Origin of the sequence: Klebsiella sp. D-Nf1 (assembly GCF_002810515.1) — a bacterium.
Taxonomy (GTDB): Bacteria; Pseudomonadota; Gammaproteobacteria; order Enterobacterales; family Enterobacteriaceae; genus Klebsiella; species Klebsiella variicola.
This window is the reverse complement of sequence record NZ_PIOK01000005.1, coordinates 100,519-126,464: the sequence shown is the minus strand read 5'-3', so window position 1 is coordinate 126,464 and position 25,946 is coordinate 100,519. Positions and strand designations below refer to the sequence as shown.

Sequence of the window (25,946 nt, the reverse complement as noted above, 5' to 3'; positions counted from 1 at the left end):
GGTTGTCGAAATCTGGTGGAACCTGATGCCCGAACCCGTCGCCGAACCGGCGCTCAATGGACTGCGCCTCAATCTGCGGATTGTCTCTGTCGTAATCTTTAACTTTGCCAGCTATCTCACCATCGGCCTGCCGCTGGCGGTGTTGCCCGGCTATGTTCATGATGTCATGGGCTTTAGCACTTTCTGGGCCGGGCTGGTGATTAGTCTGCAATATTTCGCCACGCTGCTCAGCCGCCCGCACGCCGGGCGCTACGCCGACCTGCTGGGGCCCAAAAAGATTGTTGTCTTCGGTCTCTGCGGCTGTTTTTTGAGCGGTCTGAGCTATCTGCTGGCGGCCTGCAGCAGCGGCTGGCCACTGGTTAGCCTGCTGCTGTTATGCCTCGGGCGGGTGATCCTTGGTATCGGCCAGAGCTTTGCCGGCACCGGGTCGACGCTGTGGGGCGTCGGCGTGGTCGGTTCGCTGCATATCGGGCGGGTGATTTCGTGGAACGGGATTGTGACCTACGGGGCGATGGCGATGGGCGCGCCGCTCGGCGTGCTGTGCTATTCGCATATTGGCCTCAGCGGCCTGGCGGTGGTCATTATGGCGGTGGCGCTGGTGGCGATCCTCTGTGCGCTGCCCCGCGCGGCGGTGAAGGCAGCCAAAGGTAAAGCGATGTCGTTTCGCGCGGTGCTTGGCCGGGTCTGGCCCTACGGCATGGCGCTGGCGCTGGCCTCCGCCGGCTTCGGGGTGATCGCCACCTTTATCACGCTGTTTTATGACGCCAAAGGCTGGGACGGAGCGGCTTTCGCTCTGACGTTATTCAGCTGCGCGTTCGTTGGCACGCGGCTGCTGTTTCCTAACGGCATTCATCGCCTCGGTGGACTGAACGTGGCGATGCTCTGCTTTAGCGTGGAGATTATCGGACTGCTGCTGGTTGGCATTGCCGATACGCCGCTGTTGGCGAAAATCGGTACCTTCCTTACCGGGGCGGGGTTCTCGCTGGTCTTCCCGGCGCTGGGGGTGGTGGCGGTCAAAGCGGTGCCGCAGCACAATCAGGGGTCGGCACTGGCGACCTATACTGTGTTTATGGATTTGTCGTTGGGCGTCACCGGGCCGCTGGCCGGATTGCTGATGGCGTGGACCGGGATCTCGATGATTTATCTCGCCGCGGCGGGGCTGGTGATGGCGGCGCTGCTGTTGGGCTGGCGGCTAAAAAAACGGCCCCCGGTTAGCGAACCGGAGGCCATCGCACCAGGTCAGTAATTACTGAATGGTGAGGGTATTGATGATGCTTTCTGCTTCGGTCTGTGCCTGCTGCTGGTTGTCCGCCGGCAGGGTCACCTGCAGGGTCAGCAGTTTGTCATCCACTTTGCCAAGCAGTACGGAAGACCACGCGGTCTGCCCCTTGGCGGAGATGATGCTGTCCAGCTGCTGCAGGGTATGGCCTTTGATCTCCAGCGATTTATTGCTCACCACCTGCAGCTGCGGGTCGCGGCTACGCTGCTGATCTTCCAGACGTTTCGCCAGCACCGCCAGATCTTCATTGGTGCTGTCGCCGACGATGACGATGACCGCTTTCTGGCCGGTAGCGTCAGAGTAGACGTGCATGTTGTTCGCCTGGGTACCCAGTTTGCCGCTCTGGTCGGCCATGCCCGCAGGCAGGGTGAAGCTCAGCTTGCCATCCAGCAGGCTGATTGCCTGGCCGCTGGCATTGCTCTCCGCTGCTGCGCCAACGGTTGGCGCTTTTGAATCGCTGTTATCGCAGGCGGCAAGCCCCATCACCAGCAGGCCAATACCGACATATTTAACCAAATTGCGCATTGACATCTTCCTTTCGATAAACGGCCACTAATGGCTCATCCGGCTATCTTAACACATCAGCCCGCGAGTACCTTTAACTCGGCTGCAATGCCGACAAATCAGATTTATCCGCCAGTCTTTTCAACAGCATATTTAACAACACGCCATACATCGGCAGGAAGAAAATGATGCTGATAAGCACTTTAAAGCTGTAGTCGACGAGGGCGATTTCCCCCCAGTGGGCGGCCATAAATGGGTCCGGGCTGCGCCAGAAAGCGATAAAGAAGAATGCGACGGTATCGCTAATGTTGCCGAATAGCGTTGAGGCGGTGGGGGCCAGCCACCAGTGGCGGCTCTGCCGCAGGCGGTTAAAGACGTGGACGTCGAGGATCTGCCCCAGCGCATAGGCCATAAAGCTGGCGATGGCGATACGCGCGACGAAGAGATTAAAAGTGCCCAGCGCGGCAAAGCCCTGCCACTCGCCCATGTAAAACAGGGCGGAGACACCGTACGAAATGACCAGCGCCGGGACCATCACCGCGAAAATGATGCGTCGCGCCAGCGGTGCGCCAAAAATGCGTACCGTCAGATCGGTGGCGAGGAAGATAAACGGAAAACTAAACGCGCCCCAGGTGGTATGGAAACCAAAAATGGAGATCGGCAGCTGAACCAGATAGTTGCTGGAGGTGATCACCAGCAGATGAAATAGCGAAAGCCAGACGAGCGCTTTTTTGCGCTGTACGGTAGTAAAGGGATTCATATTGTGACCTTTTTATGCCCGTCATGCTTCAGGTTAAGGAGCAATCGGCAGCGAAACGTTGGGGTGAGGGAACCCAATAAAAAACGGCTGCATGATACTGCGTTACCGGCGTAATGCAATGGTTGTTTTTCGCGCAAACGTTAACCTGGCTTGCGTACTGGCGAACTGGGGGTAAACTAGGGCCGTTTTGTTGACGTGAGACTAAAATGAGCGAACTTTTCTCCACTCCTGACCACACCCTGGATGCCCTGGGGCTCCGCTGCCCGGAGCCGGTCATGATGGTGCGTAAAACCGTGCGGACGATGCCGGTCGGCGAGACACTGCTGATTATTGCTGACGATCCGGCCACCACCCGCGATATCCCGGGATTCTGCCGCTTTATGGAGCATGAGCTGGTGGCCCAGGAAACCGAAGCCCTGCCGTACCGCTATCTGATCCGCAAAAGCCACTGAGTTTTTCCCGGATGGCGGCGCGTAGCGCCTTATCCGGGCTACCCGACGGTCCGGAATCGTAGCCCTGCTAAGCGCAGCGCGAGCAGGGAATACCCCGGATGGCGGCGCGTTGCGTCTTATCCGGGCTACCCGACGGTCCGGAACCGTAGCCCTGCTAAGCGTAGCGCGAGCAGGGAATATCCCGGATGGCGGCGCGTTGCGTCTTATCCGGGCTACCCGACGGTCTGGAACTGTAGCCCTGCTAAGCGTAGCGCGAGCAGGGAAGTCGGTATCTATGCTACAACTTCTTACGCAATAACCGCAGCGCGTTAGCCGTTACCAGCACGGTGGCGCCGGTATCCGCCAGCACCGCCAGCCACAGGCCAGTCAGGCCGAGCAAGGTGGTGACGAGGAAAATCCCCTTCAGCCCTAAGGCAATCGCGATGTTCTGGCGAATATTGGCATGGGTGGCGCGCGCCAGGGAAATCATCTGCGCCAGGCCGGTCAGACGATTATGGGTCAGCGCGGCGTCGGCGGTTTCCAGTGCCACGTCGGTGCCGCTGCCCATGGCGATGCCGATGGTGGCCGCTTTCATCGCCGGAGCATCGTTGATGCCGTCCCCAACCATCGCCAGCGGCGCATCGGCATTCAGCGTCATGACGGCTTTCACTTTGTCCTCCGGCAGCAGACCTGCGCGGAATTCCAGCCCCAGTTCGCTGGCGATGGCCGCCGCGGCGCGCGGGTTATCTCCGGTGAGGATCACCCCCTGCACCCCCAACTGGTGTAAGGCATCCACCGCCTGACGCGCGTCATCGCGCAGGGTGTCGCGCAGCGCCAGGATGCCGAGCAGCGTCTCGCCGCGCATCACCAGCACCACCGTTTGCCCGGCGCTCTCCAGCTGCTGGATCTGTGCCTCATGCTCTGCCGGGGAGGCTTTGCTGGCGGCGCAGATCAAGATGTGGCTGCCGTTCACCTCGGCTTCGATACCGGAGCCCGCCAGCGCCCGCTGGCCGCTGGCAAGCGGAATACTCAGCTGACGCCGCTGTGCTTCACGGACGATGGCCTGCGCCAGTGGGTGGCTGGAGCCTTGCTCCACCGCCGCCGCCAGCGCCAGCAGCGCGTTGGCGTCAACCTCAGCTGTGGCGATAACCGAAGTCACCTGCGGCTGGCCGACGGTCAGGGTGCCGGTTTTATCGAACGCCACCTGCCGCACCTGGCCCAGCTGTTCCAGCGCCGCACCGCCTTTGATTAGCGCTCCGCGTCGGGCGGCGACCGCCAGGCCGGAGGTGATGGCCGCCGGTGTGGAGATGACCAGCGCGCACGGACAGCCGATCAGCAGCAGCGTCAGTCCTTTATAAATCCACGGCAGCCAGGCGCTGGCAAAGAACAGCGGCGGGACAATGGCGACCAACAAGGCTACGACCATAATGGCCGGGGTGTAGATCCGGCTGAAGCGGTCGATGAAGCGCTCGATCGGCGCCCGACGCTCCTCTGCCTCTTCAATCAGCTTCAGGATGCGGTCGATGGCGCTGTCGCCCGGTTCGGATATCACGGTAAGCTGCACCAGGCGATCGACGCTGGTGGCGCCCGCCGCTACCCGTTCCCCGGCCTGACGCTCCACCGGCACCGACTCGCCGGTCAGGGCGCTTTCATCAAAGCTGGCAAACGGCGACAGCAGCTGGCCATCCGCCGGCAGACGCCCGCCGGCGGCCACTTCAATCACATCTCCGGGACGCAGGTCGCGCTGGGCGACGGTTTCCCGCACACCGTTGCGCAGACGGATGGCGGTGTCGGGCTTCAGCGCCATCAGCGCGCTCACCCCCTGCCGTGCGCGGCTGGCGGCCCAGCCTTCGAGACGCTCGCCGATCAGGAACAGCAGCAGGACCATCGCCGCTTCCGCAGTGGCGCCGATAAACAGCGCCCCGATGGCGGCGACGCTCATCAGCGTTTCAATGGCAAACCAGCTCCCGCTCTTGATCAGGCGCAGCGCCTGGCGAGCAACCGGCCACAGGCCAACCAGGGTGGTGGCAATAAAGGCCAACTGACCGGCAGGGTGGTTGGCCTGCTCCAGCCCCCAGCTCAGGGCCATCATGATAAACAGCGTCAGTAACGGCAGATTGTCGCGCAGCAGCGACCCTCGGGTTTTCTCTGCTGCGGGAGCATCGGCATCGCGCAGCGTATAGCCCGCCTGGCGGACCGCGTTCTCAACCTGAGCGCGGATATCGCCCTCGGCGTTAACCAGCAACTTTTCTGTGGCGAACAGCACCTGGACCTGACTGACGCCGGGTACCTGGCGAACCGCGGTTTCCACCTTGCGGGCGCAGGCGGCGCAGTCCATGCCATCAACCTGCCAGCTATAGCGGGCGTCGTCGAGCGCTTCGGCGGCAGGGGCGGATTCTGTGGCGCAGGCGTGATCTGTACAGCAGCTCTCCGCCGGCGCGGTCGCTGGCCGCATGGTGAATGACGAGAATTGTGGGACTTTTTTATCCTGCGCGTCTGGAGTCGACATGGCACCCTCCGGGAAATGATAATTTTCTCATTAGCCGTAGGATACACTCTGGAGTCGACTCCAGAGTCAAGGACTAAATTACAGGTATAACGCGCGCACGATCAGGAAGTGGCCGGCAAAGTAGAACGCGGCGGCAATGGCGTTATCGGCGCGGAAGCGGCGACGATAGTGGCTCACCAGCCATACGGCATTGCTCAGCAGCAGCAGGGCCGCGCCAGCGAAACCGGACAGCGCGGTGTTGGTGGGGCGGGCAAACCACAGCTCACCGGCCAGCCAGACCATCACCAGCGTCATTCCAATAAAGGTCAGCACCGGCATTTTCATCTCTTCCAGCCGACTCCAGATCACCGCCATTAGCAGGGCGCCGAATACCAGCAGCACCAGCGGCAGGGGCCAGAAGAACGACAGCGTCAGCTGGCTGGCGAACCAGATGGTATACAGCAGATGTGACAGGAAGAAAGCGCCCACCGCGTACATCACCCGCTGGCGCGGCAGCAGGGTCAGGGCGTCGCCGAGCAGCGAGGCGCACAGGCCAGCCAGCACCAGATAGCTGATGGCATTGAACATCGGCGCCTGCCAGGCCAGTAACAGCAACAGAATCAGGGTGACTGGTTTAAATACCCAGCGTCGCCAGGCCGGCCCACGATAAGATGCATCGACATAAAGCCATGCGGAGAAACAGACAGCAATAAATGACCAAAGCATAGTAAGTCCCTGTATCTGTTATCATAAAGAAAGTTACGGATGCGTGATGCTACAACTCAGTGTAGTGGTTTGGCGTAGCAGATGACAATGTTATTCCCGACGCAGTATGCTGATTCCTGATATTTTTTATGGGTAACCTTAATGAGTAAAGTGCCCCTCTTTTTTGTTTTGGTTGTCGCGGTGATTGTGGTGGCGGCTTCGTTTCGCTATGTACAGCAGCGCCGTGAGAAACAGGCGAATGACGCCGCGCCGTTGCTGCAAAAGCGGGTTATCGTCAGCAATAAACGGGAAAAAGTGATTAACGATCGGCGCTCGCGGCAGCAGACGGTGACGCCTGCAGGCAGTGAAATGCGCTATGAAGCGAGCTTTCGCCCCGAAAACGGTGGGCTGGAGGTGGTGTTTCGCCTTGAAGCGCCGCAATATCATGCGCTGAGCGTGGGCGATCGCGGGATGTTGAGTTATAAGGGCACAGCGTTCGTGGCGTTTACGCCTGATCACTGAGCCCTTTTCAGGACTACTTTTTCAGCGTCGCCTTCAGTTTTTTCTGCCAGGCGACGAGCTCAAACACGCCGAAGATAAAAATGCGGATTTGCTCAAAGCGGCTCAGCGGCGGCGCCTCTTTCGGCTGCGTCGCCTTCAGCAGCGTCAACTGCAGCCCGTGCATCAGGATCATGAAAATCAGCGCGACGTTGACGAAGATATTCAGCGGCTTCGGGAAGGGCTGAAACAGATTCAATAACAGAAAGGCCCAGACGCACAGCATCAGCAGGCGGCCTAAATTAATCAGCATGGTGCTCTCCTTGGGCCTCACGTTGGTAAAGACGGTAGGCGACCTGTCCGGCCACTTTTTCACGATACAGCTGCCAGTTAGCTGGCACCGGCGGTAAGCCGTTTTCGACTTCGCTTTCGACATACACCAGGGCCTCATCGGCCAGCCAGCCTTGTGTCTCCAGCAGACGTAGCGTCTCTTCCAGCAACCCCTGACGGAACGGCGGGTCGACGAACACGATCTGGTGCGGTGTCCCCGGCTGACTCAGGAAGCTGAGGGTGTTGGTGGTGATCACCTTGCCGCGATCCGCTTTCAGGGTGGCGAGATTTTTTTGCAACTGCTGGGCTACGCCGCGCTCCATCTCCAGTAGCGTGGTGCTGGCCGCATAGCGGGACAGCGCCTCCAGCCCCAGCGCGCCGCTGCCGGCAAAGCAGTCGAGGCAGTGCGCGTCAACGATGGACGGCGCCAGCCAGTTAAAAAGGGTTTCGCGAACCCGGTCGGTGGTCGGCCGCAGGCCCGGGCTCTCCGGCACCGGTAATTTACGGCCGCGCCATTGCCCACCGATAATGCGGATCTGGCCGCTGCCCGCGTGGTTTGGTTTTTTCATCTCTCTGCTCAAGTCTCAACTTCCGGCCTGCTATTCTAGCGATCGACGGCGGTTGACGAAACCTTAATCCGGGGGCGGTGCTGCGAGTTAAGTTAAGTGATAGACTATCCGACTAATTTCATCATTTTTTCAGCTTCTGATGAAGCTGCGCCATGAATAAAACAGCGAGGAGTGTGGTCGCAAATGGCAAAAGAGAAAAAACGTGGCTTCTTTTCCTGGCTGGGCTTTGGACAGAAAGAACAGGCACAGGAAACCGAGACTGAACAAAAAGTAGAAGAACAACAAGCGGTTGCCGATGAGACGCCGGTAGCGGAAACCCCTGCTGAGCCGAGCGCGCCGAAAGCAGACCCGGAAGCGTTTGCCGAAGACGTCGTCGAAGTGACCGAGACGGTAGTCGAAAGCGAAAAAGCGCACCTCGCGGAGCCTGCCAGCGTGCAGGAAGAAGAGGGGGTGGAAACGCCTGCTCTGGCCGAAGACGCGCCTGTTGTTGAACCGGAGCCCGCGGTCAGCGAACCGCTTGAACAGCCTGCGGTGGTTGAGCCGCTGGCGGAAGAGGTGATCGCCGAAGCGGTGGTGGCGGAAGCCGTAGCAGAGCAGCCTGTGGCAGACGTTATCGCCGAGCCGCAGGAGACGGATGTCCCTGAAGAGGACGCCCCGTTAAGCGATGAAGAGCTGGAAGCACTGGCGCTGGCGGCCGAGGCGGCAGAAGAGGCGGCGGTCGTGGTGCCGGAGCCCGAGGACGAGGCGCCGGTGGAAGCGCTGGCCCAGGAGCAGGAAAAGCCGACGAAAGAAGGCTTTTTCGCCCGCCTCAAGCGTAGCCTGCTGAAAACCAAAGAGAACCTCGGTTCCGGATTTATCAGCCTGTTCCGCGGTAAGAAGATCGACGATGATCTGTTTGAAGAGCTGGAAGAGCAACTGCTGATCGCCGACGTCGGGGTGGAAACGACCCGCAAGATCATTACCAACCTGACAGAAGGTGCCAGCCGTAAGCAACTGCGCGATGCGGAAGCGCTGTACGGCCTGCTGAAAGAAGAGATGGGCGAGATTCTCGCCAAAGTGGATGAGCCGCTGAACGTTGAAGGCAAAACGCCGTTTGTTATTCTGATGGTCGGCGTAAACGGGGTGGGGAAAACCACCACCATCGGCAAGCTGGCGCGTCAGTTTGAGCAGCAGGGTAAATCGGTGATGCTGGCGGCGGGGGATACCTTCCGCGCGGCGGCGGTGGAACAGTTGCAGGTCTGGGGTCAGCGTAACAATATCCCGGTGATCGCCCAGCATACCGGCGCGGACTCCGCCTCGGTGATTTTCGACGCCATTCAGGCGGCGAAGGCGCGCCATGTTGACGTACTGATTGCCGACACCGCCGGGCGTCTGCAGAATAAATCGCACCTGATGGAAGAGCTGAAGAAGATTGTCCGGGTGATGAAAAAACTGGACGTCGACGCGCCGCATGAGGTGATGTTAACTATTGACGCCAGCACCGGGCAGAATGCCATTAGCCAGGCCAAACTGTTCCATGAAGCGGTAGGATTGACCGGGATCACCCTGACCAAGCTGGACGGCACCGCCAAAGGCGGCGTGATCTTCTCGGTGGCCGATCAGTTCGGCATTCCGATTCGCTATATTGGCGTCGGCGAGCGTATTGAGGATCTGCGTCCGTTTAATGCGGGCGACTTTATTGAGGCACTTTTTGCCCGAGAGGATTAAGAATGATTCGCTTTGAACAAGTCAGCAAAGCCTATCTCGGTGGGAGACAAGCGCTGCAGGGGGTGACCTTCCACCTGCAGCCGGGCGAGATGGCGTTTCTGACCGGCCATTCCGGCGCAGGGAAGAGTACCCTGCTGAAGCTTATCTGTGGTATCGAACGGCCCAGCGCCGGGAAAATCTTCTTCAGCGGTCATGAAATCAGCCGTCTGAAGAGCCGTGAGGTGCCGTTCCTGCGCCGCCAGATCGGCATGATTTTCCAGGACCACCATTTGCTGATGGATCGAACCGTGTATGACAACGTGGCGATCCCGCTGATTATCGCCGGTGCCAGCGGCGATGACATTCGTCGTCGCGTCTCGGCGGCGCTGGACAAGGTCGGCCTGCTGGACAAAGCGAAGAACTTTCCGATTCAGCTCTCCGGCGGTGAGCAGCAGCGCGTGGGTATTGCCCGCGCGGTGGTCAACAAGCCGGCGGTGCTGCTGGCGGATGAACCGACCGGTAACCTCGACGAGGCGCTCTCGGAGGGGATTTTACGTCTGTTTGAAGAGTTTAACCGCGTTGGGGTGACGGTACTGATGGCGACACACGATCTGGGACTTATCTCCAGTCGTCCGTACCGCGTGCTGTCGCTCAGCGACGGCCATCTGCATGGAGGCATTCGGGGTGAATAAGCGCGACGCAATGAACCAGATTCGCCAGTTCGGCAGTAAGTTCGATCGCCTGCGCAACGCGGCGGGCGGCAGTGGCGGCGGGCGCAATGCGCCAAAACGGCCGAAAGCGGCGCCTAACCCGGCCTCGCGTAAGAGTAACGTGTTCAACGAACAGGTGCGCTATGCCTGGCACGGCGCGTTGCAGGATCTAAAAAGCACGCCGCTGGCGACCTTCCTGACGGTGATGGTCATCGCCATTTCGTTGACCCTGCCAAGCGTCTGCTACATGGTCTACAAAAACGTCAGCAGCGCGGCGTCACAGTACTATCCATCGCCGCAGATCACCGTTTATCTGGAAAAAACGCTGGATGACGACGCCGCGGCGCGGGTGGTGGGCCAACTGCAGGCGGAGCAGGGCGTTGACAAGGTAAACTATTTGTCCCGTGACGAGGCGCTGGGTGAATTCCGTAACTGGTCAGGCTTTGGCGGCGCACTGGATATGCTGGAAGAGAACCCGCTGCCGGCGGTCGCCATCGTAGTGCCGAAGCTGGATTTCCAGAGTACGGAAGCGCTGAATACCCTGCGCGAACGGGTTTCGCGGATCCAGGGGGTGGATGAGGTGAGGATGGACGACAGCTGGTTTGCCCGTCTCTCCTCGCTTACCGGGCTGGTGGGCCGCGTGTCGGCGATGATCGGCGTGCTGATGGTGGCGGCGGTGTTCCTGGTGATCGGCAACAGCGTGCGTCTGAGCATCTTCGCCCGCCGCGATACCATTAACGTGCAGAAGCTAATCGGCGCCACCGACGGCTTTATCCTGCGTCCGTTCCTCTATGGTGGGGCGATGCTGGGCTTCTCCGGCGCGTTTTTATCGCTGATCCTGTCGGAGATTCTGGTGATGCGCCTCTCGTCGGCGGTGACCGAAGTGGCGAAAGTGTTCGGTACCCAGTTTGAGCTGAGCGGCCTGGGCTTCGACGAGTGCCTGTTGATGCTGATTGTCTGCTCGATGATCGGTTGGGTCGCCGCCTGGCTGGCGACAGTGCAACATTTACGTCACTTTACTCCCGATTAAAAAAAGCGTGATATAATCTTTCCCTGCTGCAATGAGTTCCTGTTCGCAGGGAAAGATACCGCAAGCTTGTTCTCCTTTTCCTGCCCTCACTTGTTCATCGTGGTGTCACATTTTGTGCGTAATTTATTCACACCGTTGCATGGAACTTGTGGATAAAATCACTGTCTGATACTAATGTGAGTGATATTCTCGTTGCTCATGAATGCTGGCATGCTTGTTGCCTGATGGGGACAAGAACGCGTCAGAAGATATCAATTGAGAGGATTTGAATGACCAAAGAAATGCAAACTTTAGCTTTAGCCCCCGTTGGTAACCTGGAATCGTACATCCGGGCCGCTAACACTTGGCCGATGCTGTCGGCTGATGAAGAGCGGGAGCTTGCTGAAAAGCTGCATTACCAGGGCGATCTGGAAGCAGCGAAAAAGCTGATTCTGTCTCACCTGCGCTTTGTTGTTCACATTGCTCGTAACTACTCGGGCTATGGCCTGCCGCAGGCGGATCTGATCCAGGAAGGCAATATCGGCCTGATGAAAGCCGTGCGTCGCTTCAACCCGGAAGTGGGTGTGCGCCTGGTCTCCTTCGCCGTGCACTGGATTAAAGCCGAAATTCACGAATACGTGCTGCGTAACTGGCGTATTGTGAAGGTCGCTACCACCAAAGCACAGCGTAAACTGTTCTTTAACCTGCGTAAAACCAAACAGCGTCTGGGTTGGTTCAACCAGGATGAAGTGGAAATGGTGGCCCGTGAGCTGGGCGTGTCGAGCAAAGACGTCCGCGAGATGGAATCCCGCATGGCGGCCCAGGACATGACCTTCGACATGTCTTCCGACGATGAGTCCGACAGCCAGCCGATGGCGCCGGTCCTGTATCTGCAGGACAAAACGTCTAACTTTGCCGACGGCATCGAAGACGACAACTGGGAAGAGCAGGCGGCGAATAAGCTGACTGACGCGATGCAGGGCCTGGACGAGCGTAGCCAGGACATCATCCGCGCCCGCTGGCTGGACGAAGACAACAAGTCCACGCTGCAGGAACTGGCCGACCGCTACGGCGTCTCCGCAGAGCGCGTGCGTCAGCTGGAAAAGAACGCTATGAAAAAACTGCGTGCCGCTATCGAAGCCTGATACGCCACGCCTGCCTGATACCTGATATCAGGCTCCCCGATAACGCCCCGCCTCAGGTTGGGGCGTTTTGTTTTTCTGCGTCCTCCCTGGGCAGGAGCATCTGCGGGCAGTGCGTCTGCAGGCAGCCGAGTAAGACGCTGAACGCCGACGCCATCTGCTCTTCGGGCTGGCTGGCGAATCCCATCAGTAATCCTTTCTTCCGCGCCGTCGTCAGGTAGTAACGCGACAGCGGCCGCACCAGAATGTGGCGCGCATTAGCCTCTTTGGCGATCGCCACATCGTCAGCCTCTGCGGGCAAATTGAGGATCAAATGCAGCCCGGCATTATCGCTGAAGTCAGACAGGGCGTACGGCATACAGTGCCGCTGGATAAGCTCAGTTAAAAAGGCGCGGCGACGGCTGTAGAGCAACCGCATACGGCGGATATGGGCCGAATAGTGGCCGGCGGTAATAAACTCCGCCAGCGCCATCTGGATCAGCGAATGGCCGCCGCGGTAAAGCTCGGCATGGGCGTGCTTCAGATCGCTGACCAGCGGACGGGGGATCACCACGTAGCCCAGGCGCAGGCCGGGATAGAGCGTTTTGCTGAAGGTGCCGATATAGACCACCGGGGCATCGGGGACCAGACCCTGCAGGGCGGGGATCGGCTGGCCGGAAAAGCGAAACTCACTGTCATAATCATCTTCGACGATCCAGCTCCCCTGCTGACGGGCGAGCGCCAGCAGTCGCTGGCGGCGCTCAAGGCTCATTACCGCGCCCAGCGGGTACTGGTGGGAAGGCGTAACGAAGATGAGCCTCGGCGCGTCGTCAACCGTTTCCGGCGGGCACAGGCCGTTGGCATCGACGGTCAGGGGTTCCACCCGAACGTCGTTCATCGCCAGCACGTGGCGGATCCCCCAATAGGAAGGCTCCTCCACCCATGCCAGATCGCCGTTGTCACACAGCATGCGGGTGACCAGATCGATAGCCTGGTGGATCCCCTCGGTAATAAGAATTTGATCTGCCTGACAGTGGACGCCGCGCGACACGCGCAGATAATCCACCAGCGCCTGCTGCAGTTCCGGGGTGCCACCGTTGCAGCTATAGCTAAGCCGCTCCGGTTTGGGCCGACGGCTGATACGGGCCTGGATCTTACTGAACAGCGGGTGGGGAAAGGCGTTAACGTCCGGCACGCCGGGTATAAACGCCCCCCACTGGCGCGGGCTGGCGCTGACCTGGCCGAGCAGATGTTGGCCTCGGCGTGAAAGATGCGCCGTCGGTGCCGCGATACTGCTGCTTTCTTGCTGACCTTTAGCCGTCAATGAGCTCTCAGGGGCGGTTTGGGCAACGAATGTTCCACTTCCCCGGCGGGAAACCACATATCCTTCCGCCAGTAATTGTTCATAAGTTGTTAATATGGTGTTTCTAGATACGCCGAGTTCACCCGCCAGATCGCGCGACGGCGGCAGGCGGCTTTGCGGCGCCAGCGAACCGTCGAGGATCGCGCGGCGCAGCGCGTTATATAAGCGTTTGTGCAGAAGAGGATCCCGCTCTTCCTGCAGACGGACCAGCACCAGGTCACCCACCAGCGAACGCAATTGGATCCCTCAGATATTCTAAATTGGTACTCGATTATAGGGCCAACTCCTGTGTAAATAAACGACATCGTTTCTAATTTGTTGCGATAACGTGACATACACGACAGGAGATTCGCAGGTGAAAAGCTCAGAACTGAATCAACGTCGCCAGCAGGCGACGCCGCGCGGCGTAGGCGTAATGTGTAATTACTTTGTCGAGAAGGCGGAAAACGCCACGCTGTGGGATATCGAAGGCAATGAGGTGATCGATTTCGCCGCCGGGATCGCCGTGTTAAATACCGGTCACCGCCATCCGAAAGTGGTCGCCGCGGTCGCCGATCAGCTGCAGGCGTTCACCCACACCGCCTATCAGATTGTGCCGTACGAAAGTTATGTTTCGCTGGCGGAACGTATCAACGATCTGGCGCCAATTGACGGGCCGGCAAAAACGGCCTTCTTCACTACCGGCGCGGAAGCGGTCGAGAACGCGGTGAAAATTGCCCGCGCTTACACCGGCCGCCCGGGGCTGATTACTTTCGGCGGCGGCTTCCACGGCCGTACTTTTATGACCATGGCCCTCACCGGTAAGGTTGCTCCTTACAAAATCGGCTTCGGGCCGTTCCCGGGATCGGTCTATCACGGCGTTTATCCCAATGAGGCGCACGGCGTGACCACCGCGGATGCGCTGAAAAGCCTGGAGCATATTTTCAAAGCGGATATTGCGCCGGACCAGGTAGCGGCCATCATCCTCGAGCCGATCCAGGGGGAAGGCGGCTTTAACGTCGCGCCGGCCGATTTTATGCAGGCGCTGCGCGACCTGTGCGATACCCACGGTATTCTGCTGATCGCTGATGAAGTGCAGACCGGTTTCGCCCGCACCGGCAAGCTGTTCGCTATGCAGCACTATGAGGTGAAACCGGATCTGATGACGATGGCGAAAAGCCTCGCTGGCGGCTTCCCGCTGTCGGGCGTTGTCGGTCGCGCTGAGGTGATGGATGCGCCAGCGCCTGGCGGGCTGGGCGGAACCTATGCCGGTAACCCGCTGGCGGTGGCCGCGGCGCACGCGGTGCTGGATGTCATTGCCGAAGAGCAGCTGTGTCAGCGGGCTGAACAGCTGGGTAGCCATCTGCAGGAGGTGCTCAACCAGGCGCGCGCCACCTGCCCGGCGATTGTTGATGTCCGTGGCCGGGGGTCGATGGTGGCGGTGGAATTTAACGATCCGCAAACTGGCGAGCCGTCGCCGGAGTTTACCCGTCAGGTGCAACAGAAAGCGCAGGAAAACGGCCTGCTGCTGCTGAGCTGTGGCGTCTACGGCAACGTGATCCGCTTCCTGTATCCGTTGACTATCCCCGACGCCCAGTTCTCGAAAGCGCTGGATATTCTGGCGCGCATCCTGAAGAGCTAACGTCTCCCCGGCGGGCTGCGGCGGCACGGAAGCCGAACAGAAACAGGACGCCGCAGCCGGCTGTTCATGCTCAGCGTGAGTGGTTTATCACCCTGATATCACCTTTTTTCCGGCGGTAACAACCGTCGGAGTAAAACGGAAAGTATTATGTCTGAAAACTCCACCTTTTCTCCCGTCCTCACCGGCCGGGAACGTACGGCTGTCCCTACAAAATCTCTGAGCTTCGTCGAAGGCGTATCGATGATTGTCGGTACCAATATCGGTGCGGGTGTCCTCTCTATCGCCTATGCGTCGAGCAAAGCGGGCTTCTTACCGCTGCTGTTCTGGCTGGTGCTGGTGGGCAGCCTGACGACGGTGACCATGCTCTATGTCGCGGAATCCACGCTCCGCACCCGGAAACATCTGCAGCTCAGCGGTTTATCGAAGCGCTACGTCGGCGGCTTTGGCGCGCTGATGATGTTCCTCTCCGTTTGCGTCAACAGCGTCGGCGCATTGACGGCTTATATGACCGGCAGCGGCAAGCTGCTGCACTCGTTGTTTGGCATCTCGCCGGCGCTGGGGAGCGTGATGTTTTTCGTCCCGGCGGCAGGGGTGCTCTACCTGGGCCTGAAGGCGATCGGCCGCGGCGAGAAATTTATCAGCATCGGCATGGTGGTGATGATCTCGGTGCTGGTGATTGCCACGCTATTGAAAGAGACCACCCGCGTCGGCTATCTGCTCGACGGCAACTGGCTGTATATGGTTCCGGTCTTCAACGTTGTGGCATTCTGCTTCTCGGCACAGTATATCGTGCCGGAGATGGCGCGGGGCTTCGCCGACAAACCGGAAAAATTGCCCAGGGCCATTATGGTCGGTATGGCTTTGACCTTTGCCCTGCTGGCACTGGTGCCGCTGTCAGTTATCTCGCTTAATGGCCTGGACAATATCTCGGATGTGGCCACCATCTCCTGGGGCCGGGCGCTTGGCGAATGGGCGTTCTTCTCAGCCAACCTGTTTGCGCTGTGCGCCATGCTGACCTCTTACTGGGGGCTGGGTGGTAGCTTCCTGACCAACATTTTCGATCAGTTCCGCCTGGGGAATGATGAGCAACCCGCCCGGCGCTTGATGGTGCTGCTGGTGGTGGCGATCCCGCCGTTCGTGCTGGCCTATAGCGGCATGGTTTCTTTCGTCAACGCGCTCTATTTTGCCGGGGTGTTCAGCGGCGTTATTTTATCGATTATGCCGATCCTGATGCTGAAGGGTGCGCGCCAGCGTGGCGACCTGACCCCTGGCTGGACCTGTCCGACCTGGATGACCCATCCGCTTATCCAATGCTTCATTGTGTTGTTGTATCTTTGCAGCGCCGTCTATGCGATAGCGTCCGCGGTAGGCTATCTGCCCGCTGGCTGGTAATCAGGGCCTGTTTTGCACCGCGTCTGGTTCATGCTGGCGCGGTTTTTTTATTTGTCACTTATCTGTTACATAGCCCGCAATTTAGTCGTTTCAAATTCCTCAGAATGACGGTATGTTTAGCATAGTGTGCTGCAAAAGCGCGAGCAGCCCCCGGTGGATTAGCTATCATATGCTTTTCCTATCGATATAAACAAAATAATGCGCTAACAAACAACATCACAACAAATGCAAAAACCATAATAATGGGGAGCCTCAGGATGAATATGAAGGGTAAAGCGTTACTGGCAGGATGTATTGCCTTAGTTATGAGCAGCGCGGCGCTGGCCGAAGATATCAAAATCGCGGTCGTCGGGGCGATGTCCGGCCCGGTGGCCCAGTACGGCGACCAGGAATTTACCGGCGCTGAGCAGGCGGTAGCAGATATCAACGCCAAGGGTGGCATCAAGGGCAATAAGCTGCAGATCGTCAAATATGATGACGCTTGCGACCCGAAACAGGCGGTAGCGGTCGCCAACAAAGTGGTCAACGACGGCATCAAATACGTTATCGGCCACCTGTGCTCCTCTTCCACTCAGCCGGCGTCTGACATCTATGAAGACGAAGGCATTCTGATGATCACGCCGGCAGCGACCGCCCCGGAGCTGACCGCGCGCGGCTATAAGCTGATCCTGCGCACCACCGGTCTGGACTCCGACCAGGGACCCACCGCAGCGAAATACATTCTCGACAAAGTGAAGCCGCAGCGTATCGCTGTGGTACATGACAAACAGCAGTACGGTGAAGGTTTGGCCCGTGCGGTGCAGGATGGCCTGAAAAAAGGCGGGGCGAACGTGGTCTTCTTCGACGGCATCACCGCCGGTGAGAAAGATTTCTCCACCCTGGTGGCGCGCCTGAAGAAAGAGAATATCGATTTCGTTTACTACGGCGGCTACCACCCGGAAATGGGCCAGATCCTGCGTCAGGCCCGTGCCGCCGGTTTGAAAACCCAGTTTATGGGCCCGGAAGGGGTAGCGAACGTCTCCCTGTCTAACATCGCCGGCGAGTCGGCGGAAGGTCTGCTGGTGACCAAGCCGAAGAACTACGACCAGGTGCCGGCGAACAAACCGATCGTGGATGCGATCAAGGCGAAGAAACAGGATCCGAGCGGCGCTTTCGTGTGGACCACCTACGCGGCGCTGCAGTCGCTGCAGGCGGGCCTGAACCAGTCTGACGATCCGGCGGAAATCGCTAAATACCTGAAAGGCGCGACCGTTGATACCGTGATGGGGCCGCTGTCGTGGGATCAGAAAGGCGACCTGAAAGGGTTTGAATTCGGTATTTTTACCTGGCATGCGAACGGTACGGCGACCGACGCCAAATAATTTAACCGGCGCCTTTCACGCTGCAAATGCGTTGTCTGCGGCCCTCAACCCCGGTCACTTACTGATGTAAGCTCCCGGGGATGTCGGGTCTTGACGCCTTTTTGCAACGCGAAATGCTGGGTTAAATGGGTGGGGCGCCTTTCACGCTGCAAATGCGTTGTCTGCGGCCCTCAACCCCGGTCACTGACTGATGTAAGCTCCCGGGGATTTCGGGTCTTGACGCCTTTCACGCCCCAGATGTGTTGGCCGGATAAATGCTATCCGGCCTTCTCTTACCAGCCACCGCCGCCGCCGCCACCGGAACCGCCGCCTGACGATCCGCCGCCGGAAGAGCCGGAACCGCTATAGCCCGACCCTGAAGAGCCACCTTCTGAACGCTGCACCGGCTTGTCGCTGGCGGCGGAATGACAGCGCTGGTAGAAATGATGCATGTCCTGCCAGTCCGTCTGCTGTAACACTTCCGACATCGCGCCGGTGCTGCTTAAGTATCGGGCAAAAGTGTTCGCCAGGGTCTTTCCTACGCCGAGCGCCAGAGCGACCGGCAGCAGGCTTTCAAAGTGCGCGACCATCTGGTCAGGTGGATAAAGTGTCTGATAACGCTTCTCTTCGGCCGTTTTAATATACCGTTTCAACCCTTTGGCGACGGCCAGATCGTTTAACCCCTTCTGCGTATAGCGTGGCGTTTTCCAGGCGACGAGCGCACACAGCACGATGGCGGTTAACAAGGCGCCCAGGTACCCGGCAGGAAGTTGGGTGATGGGTAACATGCCGAGCAGGAAAACGCCTCCCGCCACGGTGGCGAAAGGGCTAAATACCAGCGCCATCAGGATCATAACTGGTCCCAAACTACGCAATGTTTTCATCGGGTTGCGTAAAAACTTCAGGCACAAGTACGTCATCACCCCGCCGACCGATACAAACAGCAGGCTGGGAACGGTGAGCGCCGCTGCCGCCGGGCTAAATCCGATGCCGCAAACGATCGGAACCAGCAGAGCAATATAAATACAATGACGCAGCGGTTTACCCCATGTCCGGAATAGCTGCGGTTTCTGCTCTTCACAACATTTTTCCAGCCACCGGCGCGCGTTTTGCATCAACGTTTGATGGGGCGTACTGAGATTGATGTTCTTACGTTTAGCGCTGAAAAGCAGGCTCATCAGCTGCTTCTCTATGGGATTCAGCGGTTTATGCTTTTCGTCTGGCTGGCGGGAAAGCCACTGCTCATCAACAGGAGATGAAGACCATGCGCCTTTGGTTTGGCTTTTTTTCCTCGTCAATGTGATGGCTCGTTTGGCAACCAGCCCCAGCAAATCGCTACTGAATGCCACATCGTCATACTTACGTTGCGTAATAAAGCGCAGATAGCCTGGCGACATCGCGGCGGGCAGCGAAAATTGCGGCGTCACCGGCGGCATTTTTAAACCCGTCGCCGTGACGTTTTTGCGCCACCACAGCCAGTAGTAGCCAACAAGCAGTAGCAGGGGAAGCCAGATAACGCTGGTGGCCAGCGTCGGCACCAGTAAATGGACCAACGGCCAAACCGCTTCGGGGGCGGCGGCATTTGCCAGAATGGCGCGGGGCCAGGTATAGACCACGGTCAGCCCTTCGCCGGCGGCAAGGGGGCGCGACGTTTGTATGCTGCCATCAGGCAGGATGATCGCATGGTGATCTTTCGCCCCCTGACGACCGGTGTAAACATCAATGGTGCGCAACCTTGCATCTCTGCCATCCGCATTCAACTGCCCGGCGGCGTCAGGCAGTGCAAGCTGGAAACGGGCTTTCCCGATTGGCCAGCTCCAGTCGTTGCCTGTCACGTTCCAGTAAAGCTCATCCCAGTCGGGGAAGCGGCTGAAATGGTGGCTAACCTGATAGCGAATTTCATAGTTATAAATACCTGGCTTCAGGGTGCGATCGGCGCTGCCAATGCGCACGGTCAGCGTTTTTGTCGTGCGATCGAGGCTGTAGGGTTCCGGGAGTCCATTGCGCGAGACCGATTTGATGGCGTAATCAACGCTAAAAATTTTGCCGTCCTGACGGTGCCAGTTGAGAGGCAGCGTGCGGAAAATCCCCCGACGGATCTCCTTTCCCAGGGCCAGCACGGTGATATTTTCCCGCATCTCCATGCTGCCATTTGGCTGAAAACGCGCCAGGGAATCGAAAAAGAGAATATGTTCATACGCGGGGACCCGGCGGGCATTAGCCGGGGGGGGCGAGGCATCGGTGATAGCTTTATCGTCGCTGACGGCTGAACCAGGGCTGCTCAACAGCAGCAGCAACAGGCCAATACTGCGCAGTATCTGCATGGACCAGGTGGACATGGGTCACTCCATCCGTGGCAATTTGGCTTCTTCAGGGGACTCCAGTTCAAAGAAAAGTTCCGCCCTGAAGCTAAACAGGCGGGCCAGCAGCAGGCTGGGAAAAGACTCCACCAGAATATTAAACTCGCGGACCGTGGCGTTGAAGTAACGGCGGGCCATCTGCAGCTGTTCTTCTATTTCGCTAAGGGATTGCTGCAGCGAGAGGAAGTTTTCGCTGGCTTTGAGTTCCGGATAGGCTTCCGCCAGGGCGAATATACGGCTCAACGTTCCGGCATATTGCTGCTCGCTGTCGGCCACCTGCCGGGGATTACCGGTCAGGACGCTGCGCTGGCGGCCGATCTCTTCCAGCAGATCTTTTTCGTGCTGCGCATAGCGTTTGACCAGACTGAACAGGTTGGGCGCCAGATCGTGACGGCGCTTGAGCTGGACGGCAATACCGCTCCATGCTTCATCTTTGAAACGGCGTAGAGAGATAAAACGGTTATAAGTGAAGATCGCCCAGATAAGGATCACGGCGACAATAGCCAGCCCGATAGACATTTCCATATGTTTGTTCCATGTTGACTGCTGATGATCGCGTTACGCTGAATACTTTCTGCGCAATTTTACGCGTCAGCGAATCTTACCTCACGTGAAGCGCAGGGGAAACGTGCACTTGCGCGTTAAATTCTGAAATGTCACACGCGCCTTTACCCTGGCGGATATCGGACAGGGCAATCCTCAGCTTCACGTTCGGGGAACCATGGCATTATCGTCGCAGCATGAAATAAACAAGCCCAGCCGTTTAGCCGCGGCTGGGCTTTATTCCGTTGCCGGGAGGCAACAAACAAGCGCTGTGTTACCCGACGAACGCTTTTCTTAATGCTTTTCCCAACCGGTCTGCTGGGCGCTAAAGCCGAGCGCCTGCATAAATGCGGCCATCACGCCACGGTCTTCCACCCCGTGGTCGGCGACGCGCCAGCTATTGATGGCCGGGTTATCACGTAACGTCTCTTCCACTAAGTATTGCCCGACGCCGCGGCGGCGGGTCACTTCACGCACGCACAGATCGCTGAGCTCAGCTTCGACGCCGCGCAGGGTGACGCGCACGGCGCCCAGCAGGCGCTCGTTAAAGCGGGCGGCGTAGAGACGATGATTCTCGTCCAGGGTTAACGTCGACAGATCCTGCGACGGCCAGATTTTCCCCAGGTCGATGCGATCCTGATCGCTGAAGTACTGTAAACGGATAATGGTCAGTTTCATGGGCGGCAAATCCAGTGCAAAACAGAGGCGCCAGTGTACCCAAAATTGCTGTCTGGCGGAGCGCTGTTTTTTGCGCGTACATCAGGGGATTCGTTTTCCGGATGTAGTCAGGGTAGCGCAATCCGTCATGGATCGAAAAATAAGCAGAATTTTAACCTAATGTGCAGCGTTTTATTCCGCCTTATGTATCGTTATTTTATGCTGCAGGATGGACTTTTTTTTGTTTATCTTCACCAAAATACAGAATATTATCTTTGCTTAATCGACTGAAAAATAGAGATTTTAATCTGTTTTTTAGTGAAAAGCTGCGCTAAACCATTAAACTCAATGGTAAAAATGGCGTTGTTTAATAAAAGCACAGAATGCTTTTTAACCATAAAAATACAAAACATTTACACCACATCACGAACGGGGTTCTGCAGCATGAAAAGGAACGCGAAAACCATCGTCGCGGGCATTGTCGCATTAGCGATGTCGCACGCGGCGATGGCCAAGGATATTAAGGTCGCCGTCGTCGGCGCGATGTCGGGTCCGGTGGCCCAGTGGGGCGACATGGAGTTCAATGGCGCGCGTCAGGCGATTAAAGACATCAACGCCAGCGGCGGCATTAAGGGTGACAAGCTGGTGGCCGTGGAATATGACGACGCCTGCGATCCGAAGCAAGCGGTCGCGGTGGCCAACAAAATCGTCAACGACGGCATTCAGTACGTTATCGGCCACCTGTGCTCCTCTTCCACTCAGCCGGCTTCCGACATCTATGAGGATGAAGGCATCCTGATGATCTCCCCGGGAGCGACCAACCCGGAGCTGACCCAGCGCGGCTATCAGTACATCATGCGTACCGCCGGCCTCGACTCCTCGCAAGGGCCGACCGCGGCGAAATATATCGTCGAGAAAGTGAAACCGCAGCGAATTGCCATCATTCATGACAAGCAGCAGTACGGCGAAGGGCTGGCACGTTCGGTGCAGGACAACCTGAAAAAAGCCGGGGCCAACATCGTCTTCTTCGACGGCATCACCGCGGGTGAGAAAGATTTCTCCGCCCTGCTGGCGCGCCTGAAGAAAGAGAACATCGACTTCGTCTACTACGGCGGCTACTACCCGGAAATGGGCCAGATGCTGCGCCAGGCGCGCTCCGTTGGGCTGAAAACCGTGTTTATGGGGCCGGAAGGGGTAGGCAACGCCTCGCTGTCCAATATCGCGGGCGCCGCGGCGGAAGGGATGCTGGTGACGATGCCAAAACGCTACGATCAGGATCCTGCCAACAGCGCCATCGTCAACGCGCTGAAAGCGGAGAAGAAAGATCCGAGTGGGCCGTACGTCTGGATCACCTATGCCGCCGTTCAGTCGCTGGCGCAGGCGATGGACAGAACCGGCAGCCAGCAGCCGCTGGATTTAATCAAAGATTTGAAAGCGCACGGGGCGAAAACCGTGATTGGGCCGCTGACCTGGGATGAAAAAGGCGATCTGAAGGGATTTGAGTTTGGTGTCTTCCAGTGGCACGCCGACGGCTCTTCGAGCGCGGCGAAATAAGCGCTGAAGACGAGTTATCCCTCCGCCCGCGATCCGCGGGCGGTTTGAAAAAGGTTACCTTATGTCCGAGCAGTTTCTCTATTTTCTGCAGCAGATGTTTAACGGCGTCACGCTGGGCAGTACCTACGCGCTGATCGCCATCGGCTATACGATGGTGTACGGCATTATCGGCATGATCAACTTCGCCCACGGCGAGGTCTACATGATTGGCAGCTATGTCTCCTTCATGATCATCGCCGCGCTGATGATGATGGGCATCGATACCAGCTGGCTGCTGGTCGCCGCCGGATTCGTGGGCGCCATTGTGATTGCCAGCGCCTACGGCTGGAGTATCGAGCGCGTGGCCTATCGGCCGGTGCGTAACTCTAAGCGTCTGATTGCGCTGATCTCCGCTATCGGGATGTCTATCTTCCTGCAGAACTACGTCAGCCTGACTCAGGGGTCGCGCGACGTGGCGCTGCCGAGCCTGTTTAACGGCCAGTGGGTCGTTGGCCACAGCGACAGTTTCTCCGCGACGATCACCACCATGCAACTGGTGATCTGGGTGGTGACCTTTATCGCCATGCTGGCCCTGACGCTGTTTATTCGCTACTCGCGGATGGGGCGCGCCTGCCGCGCCTGCGCCGAAGACCTGAAAATGGCGAGCCTGCTCGGCATTAACACCGACCGCGTCATTGCCCTGACTTTTGTCATTGGTGCAGCGATGGCGGCGGTGGCGGGCGTGCTGCTCGGCCAGTTCTACGGCGTAATTAATCCCTACATCGGCTTTATGGCCGGGATGAAGGCCTTCACCGCCGCCGTGCTTGGCGGTATCGGCAGTATCCCTGGCGCGATGATCGGCGGCCTGATCCTGGGTATTGCCGAGGCGCTCTCTTCTGCCTATCTCAGCACCGAATATAAGGACGTCGTTTCCTTCGCGCTGCTGATTCTGGTGCTGTTAGTGATGCCGACCGGCATTCTGGGCCGCCCGGAGGTAGAAAAAGTATGAAACCGATGCAAATTGCAATGGCGCTGCTGTCTGCCGTGATGTTCTTCATTCTGGCGGGCGTCTTTATGGGCGTGCAGCTGGAGCTGGACGGCACCAAACTGGTGGTCGATACCGCCGCCGATATTCGCTGGCAGTGGATCTTTATTGGCACCGCGGTGGTCTTTTTCTTCCAGTTGCTGCGGCCGCTGTTCCAGAAAGCGGTTAAGAACGTCTCCGGGCCGAAGTTTATTATGCCGGCGATTGACGGCTCGACGGTGAAGCAGAAGCTGTTCCTGATAGCCCTGCTGGTGATTGCCGTGGCATGGCCGTTTATGGTGTCGCGCGGCACGGTGGATATCGCCACGCTGACGATGATCTATATCATCCTCGGCCTCGGGCTGAACGTGGTGGTCGGCCTTTCCGGCTTGCTGGTGCTGGGCTACGGTGGGTTCTACGCCATCGGCGCGTATACCTTCGCGCTGCTGAACCACTATTACGGTCTCGGCTTCTGGACCTGTCTGCCGCTGGCTGGCCTGGTCTCCGCGGCGGCCGGCTTCCTGCTGGGCTTCCCGGTGCTGCGTCTGCGCGGCGACTACCTGGCGATTGTGACCTTAGGCTTCGGTGAAATTGTGCGTATTCTGCTGCTCAACAATACCGAGATCACCGGCGGGCCGAACGGCATCAGCCAGATCCCGAAACCGACTTTCTTCGGCCTTGAATTTAGCCGTACCGCCCGCGAAGGCGGCTGGGATACCTTCAGCAATTTCTTCGGCGTCAAATACGATCCCTCCGACCGGGTGATTTTCCTCTACCTGGTGGCGCTGCTGCTGGTCGTGCTCAGCCTGTTCGTCATCAACCGCCTGCTGCGAATGCCGCTGGGGCGGGCGTGGGAAGCGCTGCGTGAAGATGAGATCGCCTGTCGTTCGCTGGGCCTGAGCCCGACGCGCATCAAGCTGACCGCCTTTACCATCAGCGCCGCGTTTGCTGGCTTCGCCGGGACGCTGTTCGCTGCGCGCCAGGGCTTTGTCAGCCCGGAATCCTTCACCTTCGCCGAGTCGGCCTTCGTGTTGGCGATCGTTGTGCTGGGCGGGATGGGCTCGCAGTTCGCGGTGATCCTCGCGGCTATTCTGCTGGTGGTCTCGCGCGAGCTGATGCGTGACTTCAACGAATACAGCATGTTAATGCTCGGCGGCCTGATGGTGCTGATGATGATCTGGCGCCCGCAGGGGCTGCTGCCAATGACGCGCGTGCAGTTGAAGCTGAAAAACGGTCAGGCGAAAGGAGAGCAGGCATGAGTCAGCCATTATTATCCGTCAGCGGCCTGATGATGCGTTTCGGCGGTCTGCTGGCTGTCAACAATGTGTCGCTGGAGCTCAGAGAGCGCGAGATTGTCTCGCTGATCGGCCCTAACGGCGCCGGGAAGACCACTGTCTTTAACTGCCTGACCGGTTTCTACAAGCCCACTGGCGGCACCATTATGCTGCGCGACCAGCACCTGGAAGGGCTGCCGGGTCAGCAGATTGCGCGGATGGGCGTGGTGAGGACCTTCCAGCACGTGCGTCTGTTCCGCGAAATGACGGTGATTGAAAACCTGCTGGTGGCGCAGCATCAGCAGCTGAAAACCGGGCTCTTCTCCGGCCTGCTGAAAACGCCGGCCTTCCGCCGGGCGCAGAGCGAAGCGCTGGACCGGGCCGCCACCTGGCTGGAGCGTATCGGCCTGCTGGAGCACGCCAACCGTCAGGCCAGCAACCTGGCCTACGGCGACCAGCGCCGGCTGGAGATTGCCCGCTGCATGGTGACCCAGCCGGAAATTCTGATGCTCGATGAACCGGCGGCGGGGCTGAACCCGAAAGAGACCAAAGAGCTGGACGAGCTTATCGCCGAGCTGCGTAACCATCACAACACCACCATCCTGCTTATCGAACACGATATGAAGCTGGTGATGGGCATTTCCGATCGCATCTACGTCGTGAACCAGGGGACACCGCTGGCCAACGGGACGCCGGAAGAGATTCGTAATAACCCGGACGTGATCCGCGCATACCTTGGTGAGGCATAA

Annotated in this window: 24 protein-coding genes; 14 read left to right on the top strand and 10 right to left on the bottom strand. The window is 58.6% G+C overall.

What is annotated here, in order from left to right; genetic code table 11:
- Positions 1 to 25: 25 nt before the first annotated feature.
- Entirely contained in the window at positions 26 to 1,246 is a 1,221-nt protein-coding gene (locus CWM54_RS19575) for an MFS transporter (protein ID WP_100698188.1), read from the top strand.
- Here the strand turns inward: CWM54_RS19575 and CWM54_RS19570 are convergent, their stop codons facing one another.
- On the bottom strand, positions 1,247 to 1,804 hold the full coding sequence (locus CWM54_RS19570) for a DcrB family lipoprotein (RefSeq protein ID WP_025710746.1): 558 nt from the start codon (positions 1,802 to 1,804) through the stop codon (positions 1,247 to 1,249). It abuts the gene before it with no gap.
- 73 nt (positions 1,805 to 1,877) lie between these two features.
- Entirely contained in the window at positions 1,878 to 2,543 is a 666-nt protein-coding gene (locus tag CWM54_RS19565) for a 7-cyano-7-deazaguanine/7-aminomethyl-7-deazaguanine transporter (RefSeq protein ID WP_025710747.1), read from the bottom strand.
- A 206-nt stretch (positions 2,544 to 2,749) separates the two neighbouring features.
- Here CWM54_RS19565 and tusA point away from each other — a divergent pair, with 206 nt between their 5' ends.
- Positions 2,750 to 2,995 (top strand): sulfurtransferase TusA, encoded by a 246-nt coding sequence (tusA, locus tag CWM54_RS19560; protein ID WP_002920858.1) that lies wholly within the window; start codon positions 2,750 to 2,752, stop codon positions 2,993 to 2,995.
- Positions 2,996 to 3,272: 277 nt separating this feature from the next.
- On the opposite strand, the gene zntA is transcribed toward tusA, so the two are convergent.
- Positions 3,273 to 5,483 carry a Zn(II)/Cd(II)/Pb(II) translocating P-type ATPase ZntA gene (zntA, locus tag CWM54_RS19550; protein WP_100680912.1) on the bottom strand — a complete coding sequence of 737 codons (2,211 nt, stop codon included), beginning with the start codon at positions 5,481 to 5,483 and terminating at the stop codon, positions 3,273 to 3,275.
- A 78-nt stretch (positions 5,484 to 5,561) separates the two neighbouring features.
- Positions 5,562 to 6,188 (bottom strand): lysoplasmalogenase, encoded by a 627-nt coding sequence (locus tag CWM54_RS19545; protein WP_004173987.1) that lies wholly within the window; start codon positions 6,186 to 6,188, stop codon positions 5,562 to 5,564.
- A 150-nt stretch (positions 6,189 to 6,338) separates the two neighbouring features.
- Here CWM54_RS19545 and CWM54_RS19540 point away from each other — a divergent pair, with 150 nt between their 5' ends.
- Positions 6,339 to 6,689, top strand: coding sequence for a DUF2500 domain-containing protein (locus CWM54_RS19540; protein ID WP_165784227.1), 351 nt, complete (start codon positions 6,339 to 6,341; stop codon positions 6,687 to 6,689).
- A gap of 13 nt (positions 6,690 to 6,702) precedes the next feature.
- Here the strand turns inward: CWM54_RS19540 and CWM54_RS19535 are convergent, their stop codons facing one another.
- Entirely contained in the window at positions 6,703 to 6,978 is a 276-nt protein-coding gene (locus CWM54_RS19535; RefSeq protein WP_002920822.1) for a DUF1145 family protein, read from the bottom strand.
- Positions 6,968 to 7,564, bottom strand: coding sequence for a 16S rRNA (guanine(966)-N(2))-methyltransferase (rsmD, locus tag CWM54_RS19530; RefSeq protein WP_002920820.1), 597 nt, complete (start codon positions 7,562 to 7,564; stop codon positions 6,968 to 6,970). The genes CWM54_RS19535 and rsmD overlap by 11 nt, the downstream gene beginning before the upstream one ends.
- A gap of 183 nt (positions 7,565 to 7,747) precedes the next feature.
- Between rsmD and ftsY the strand changes: the two genes are divergently transcribed.
- The 4 genes from ftsY (at position 7,748) to rpoH (ending at position 12,114) form a co-directional block, all read left to right on the top strand.
- On the top strand, positions 7,748 to 9,271 hold the full coding sequence (gene ftsY / locus CWM54_RS19525; RefSeq protein ID WP_100680911.1) for a signal recognition particle-docking protein FtsY: 1,524 nt from the start codon (positions 7,748 to 7,750) through the stop codon (positions 9,269 to 9,271).
- Between the two features lie 2 nt (positions 9,272 to 9,273).
- Complete coding sequence (gene ftsE, locus CWM54_RS19520) at positions 9,274 to 9,942, top strand: cell division ATP-binding protein FtsE (RefSeq protein WP_008806964.1); 669 nt, start codon at positions 9,274 to 9,276, stop codon at positions 9,940 to 9,942.
- Positions 9,935 to 10,990, top strand: coding sequence for a permease-like cell division protein FtsX (ftsX, locus tag CWM54_RS19515; protein WP_008806965.1), 1,056 nt, complete (start codon positions 9,935 to 9,937; stop codon positions 10,988 to 10,990). The genes ftsE and ftsX overlap by 8 nt, the downstream gene beginning before the upstream one ends.
- A 269-nt stretch (positions 10,991 to 11,259) precedes the next feature.
- On the top strand, positions 11,260 to 12,114 hold the full coding sequence (rpoH, locus tag CWM54_RS19510; RefSeq protein WP_002920815.1) for an RNA polymerase sigma factor RpoH: 855 nt from the start codon (positions 11,260 to 11,262) through the stop codon (positions 12,112 to 12,114).
- A gap of 52 nt (positions 12,115 to 12,166) precedes the next feature.
- Here the strand turns inward: rpoH and CWM54_RS19505 are convergent, their stop codons facing one another.
- Entirely contained in the window at positions 12,167 to 13,690 is a 1,524-nt protein-coding gene (locus CWM54_RS19505) for a PLP-dependent aminotransferase family protein (RefSeq protein WP_100698185.1), read from the bottom strand.
- Positions 13,691 to 13,808: 118 nt separating this feature from the next.
- Here CWM54_RS19505 and CWM54_RS19500 point away from each other — a divergent pair, with 118 nt between their 5' ends.
- The 3 genes from CWM54_RS19500 (at position 13,809) to livJ (ending at position 17,827) form a co-directional block, all read left to right on the top strand.
- A complete protein-coding gene (locus CWM54_RS19500; protein WP_100698183.1) occupies positions 13,809 to 15,074 on the top strand; it encodes a 4-aminobutyrate--2-oxoglutarate transaminase in 1,266 nt (421 codons plus the stop codon).
- 147 nt (positions 15,075 to 15,221) lie between these two features.
- Positions 15,222 to 16,466: an aromatic amino acid transport family protein gene (locus CWM54_RS19495; RefSeq protein WP_100698181.1), complete on the top strand. Its 1,245-nt coding sequence runs from the start codon at positions 15,222 to 15,224 to the stop codon at positions 16,464 to 16,466.
- Positions 16,467 to 16,723: 257 nt separating this feature from the next.
- Complete coding sequence (gene livJ, locus CWM54_RS19490; protein ID WP_074387034.1) at positions 16,724 to 17,827, top strand: branched chain amino acid ABC transporter substrate-binding protein LivJ; 1,104 nt, start codon at positions 16,724 to 16,726, stop codon at positions 17,825 to 17,827.
- Between the two features lie 272 nt (positions 17,828 to 18,099).
- Here the strand turns inward: livJ and CWM54_RS19485 are convergent, their stop codons facing one another.
- The 3 genes from CWM54_RS19485 to panM form a co-directional block, all read right to left on the bottom strand.
- Positions 18,100 to 20,145 (bottom strand): DUF2207 domain-containing protein, encoded by a 2,046-nt coding sequence (locus tag CWM54_RS19485; protein ID WP_100698179.1) that lies wholly within the window; start codon positions 20,143 to 20,145, stop codon positions 18,100 to 18,102.
- A 3-nt stretch (positions 20,146 to 20,148) separates the two neighbouring features.
- Positions 20,149 to 20,691 carry a LemA family protein gene (locus CWM54_RS19480; RefSeq protein ID WP_100698177.1) on the bottom strand — a complete coding sequence of 181 codons (543 nt, stop codon included), beginning with the start codon at positions 20,689 to 20,691 and terminating at the stop codon, positions 20,149 to 20,151.
- A 312-nt stretch (positions 20,692 to 21,003) separates the two neighbouring features.
- Positions 21,004 to 21,387 (bottom strand): aspartate 1-decarboxylase autocleavage activator PanM, encoded by a 384-nt coding sequence (panM, locus tag CWM54_RS19475; protein WP_100698175.1) that lies wholly within the window; start codon positions 21,385 to 21,387, stop codon positions 21,004 to 21,006.
- Positions 21,388 to 21,810: 423 nt separating this feature from the next.
- On the opposite strand from panM, the gene livK reads away from it, so the two are divergent.
- The 4 genes from livK to livG all read left to right on the top strand — a co-directional run bounded on the left by livK (position 21,811) and on the right by livG (position 25,946).
- Positions 21,811 to 22,920 carry a high-affinity branched-chain amino acid ABC transporter substrate-binding protein LivK gene (gene livK / locus CWM54_RS19460; RefSeq protein ID WP_002920808.1) on the top strand — a complete coding sequence of 370 codons (1,110 nt, stop codon included), beginning with the start codon at positions 21,811 to 21,813 and terminating at the stop codon, positions 22,918 to 22,920.
- 61 nt (positions 22,921 to 22,981) lie between these two features.
- Entirely contained in the window at positions 22,982 to 23,908 is a 927-nt protein-coding gene (livH, locus tag CWM54_RS19455; RefSeq protein WP_002920807.1) for a high-affinity branched-chain amino acid ABC transporter permease LivH, read from the top strand.
- The gene (gene livM / locus CWM54_RS19450) at positions 23,905 to 25,182 is read left to right on the top strand and encodes a branched chain amino acid ABC transporter permease LivM (RefSeq protein WP_008806971.1); all 1,278 of its coding nucleotides are present in this window, start codon (positions 23,905 to 23,907) and stop codon (positions 25,180 to 25,182) included. Before livH ends, livM begins: the two co-directional genes overlap by 4 nt.
- Positions 25,179 to 25,946 (top strand): high-affinity branched-chain amino acid ABC transporter ATP-binding protein LivG, encoded by a 768-nt coding sequence (gene livG / locus CWM54_RS19445; protein WP_008806972.1) that lies wholly within the window; start codon positions 25,179 to 25,181, stop codon positions 25,944 to 25,946. The genes livM and livG overlap by 4 nt, the downstream gene beginning before the upstream one ends.

Coding starts and splice junctions, on each gene's coding strand:
- CWM54_RS19545 (WP_004173987.1), bottom strand. CDS start 6,188: ATGCTTTGGTCATTTATTGCTGTCTGTTTCTCCGCATGGCTTTATGTC.
- livM (WP_008806971.1), top strand. CDS start 23,905: ATGAAACCGATGCAAATTGCAATGGCGCTGCTGTCTGCCGTGATGTTC.
- CWM54_RS19575 (WP_100698188.1), top strand. CDS start 26: ATGCCCGAACCCGTCGCCGAACCGGCGCTCAATGGACTGCGCCTCAAT.
- CWM54_RS19495 (WP_100698181.1), top strand. CDS start 15,222: ATGTCTGAAAACTCCACCTTTTCTCCCGTCCTCACCGGCCGGGAACGT.
- ftsE (WP_008806964.1), top strand. CDS start 9,274: ATGATTCGCTTTGAACAAGTCAGCAAAGCCTATCTCGGTGGGAGACAA.
- tusA (WP_002920858.1), top strand. CDS start 2,750: ATGAGCGAACTTTTCTCCACTCCTGACCACACCCTGGATGCCCTGGGG.
- livJ (WP_074387034.1), top strand. CDS start 16,724: ATGAATATGAAGGGTAAAGCGTTACTGGCAGGATGTATTGCCTTAGTT.
- CWM54_RS19485 (WP_100698179.1), bottom strand. CDS start 20,145: ATGTCCACCTGGTCCATGCAGATACTGCGCAGTATTGGCCTGTTGCTG.
- CWM54_RS19480 (WP_100698177.1), bottom strand. CDS start 20,691: ATGGAAATGTCTATCGGGCTGGCTATTGTCGCCGTGATCCTTATCTGG.
- zntA (WP_100680912.1), bottom strand. CDS start 5,483: ATGTCGACTCCAGACGCGCAGGATAAAAAAGTCCCACAATTCTCGTCA.
- livH (WP_002920807.1), top strand. CDS start 22,982: ATGTCCGAGCAGTTTCTCTATTTTCTGCAGCAGATGTTTAACGGCGTC.
- CWM54_RS19565 (WP_025710747.1), bottom strand. CDS start 2,543: ATGAATCCCTTTACTACCGTACAGCGCAAAAAAGCGCTCGTCTGGCTT.
- ftsY (WP_100680911.1), top strand. CDS start 7,748: ATGGCAAAAGAGAAAAAACGTGGCTTCTTTTCCTGGCTGGGCTTTGGA.
- rpoH (WP_002920815.1), top strand. CDS start 11,260: ATGACCAAAGAAATGCAAACTTTAGCTTTAGCCCCCGTTGGTAACCTG.
- rsmD (WP_002920820.1), bottom strand. CDS start 7,564: ATGAAAAAACCAAACCACGCGGGCAGCGGCCAGATCCGCATTATCGGT.
- CWM54_RS19570 (WP_025710746.1), bottom strand. CDS start 1,804: ATGCGCAATTTGGTTAAATATGTCGGTATTGGCCTGCTGGTGATGGGG.
- livK (WP_002920808.1), top strand. CDS start 21,811: ATGAAAAGGAACGCGAAAACCATCGTCGCGGGCATTGTCGCATTAGCG.
- livG (WP_008806972.1), top strand. CDS start 25,179: ATGAGTCAGCCATTATTATCCGTCAGCGGCCTGATGATGCGTTTCGGC.
- panM (WP_100698175.1), bottom strand. CDS start 21,387: ATGAAACTGACCATTATCCGTTTACAGTACTTCAGCGATCAGGATCGC.
- CWM54_RS19535 (WP_002920822.1), bottom strand. CDS start 6,978: ATGCTGATTAATTTAGGCCGCCTGCTGATGCTGTGCGTCTGGGCCTTT.